Origin of the sequence: Achromobacter sp. Marseille-Q0513 (assembly GCF_018195695.1) — a bacterium.
In the GTDB taxonomy this organism is placed as follows: Bacteria; Pseudomonadota; Gammaproteobacteria; order Burkholderiales; family Burkholderiaceae_B; genus Achromobacter.
Genome location: NZ_JAGTJY010000659.1, coordinates 1 through 324, shown reverse-complemented (window position 1 = coordinate 324; position 324 = coordinate 1). Strand labels below are relative to the sequence as shown.

Genomic DNA, 324 nt, shown 5'->3' with positions numbered 1-324 from the left:
CGGTCGCCACGGTGGTCGAGCCGCCCGCGAACAGCGCCTGCCCGCCCGTCACCACTTCGATGCGCGACAGGTCGCGGCGGTCCGCCACCGTGCTCAGATGGTCGTATGCACCGCCCGTCTTGTTGGTCTCCTGGCCGTCCAGGGCCTTCAGCGCCGCGTCCCGCTGGCCGTCCAGGCCGGTCAGCGCCGACGACTCCAGCACCACGGCGGTGACACTGCCCTCGCCCAGCACCACGCTGCCGCTCGCATCGCTGGCGCGGTTCAGCAGATGGATGGCGCCGCGCGCGCCGATGTCGGTGCTGGCGACCAGCACGCCGTCCTGCC

At 73.1% G+C, this 324-nt stretch carries 1 protein-coding gene; it reads right to left on the bottom strand.

Annotation, left to right across the window (positions count from 1 at the left end; all coding sequences use genetic code 11):
- The coding region (locus KDH83_RS32190; RefSeq protein WP_212323281.1) for a hypothetical protein at window positions 1-324 on the bottom strand (324 nt) is incomplete at both ends.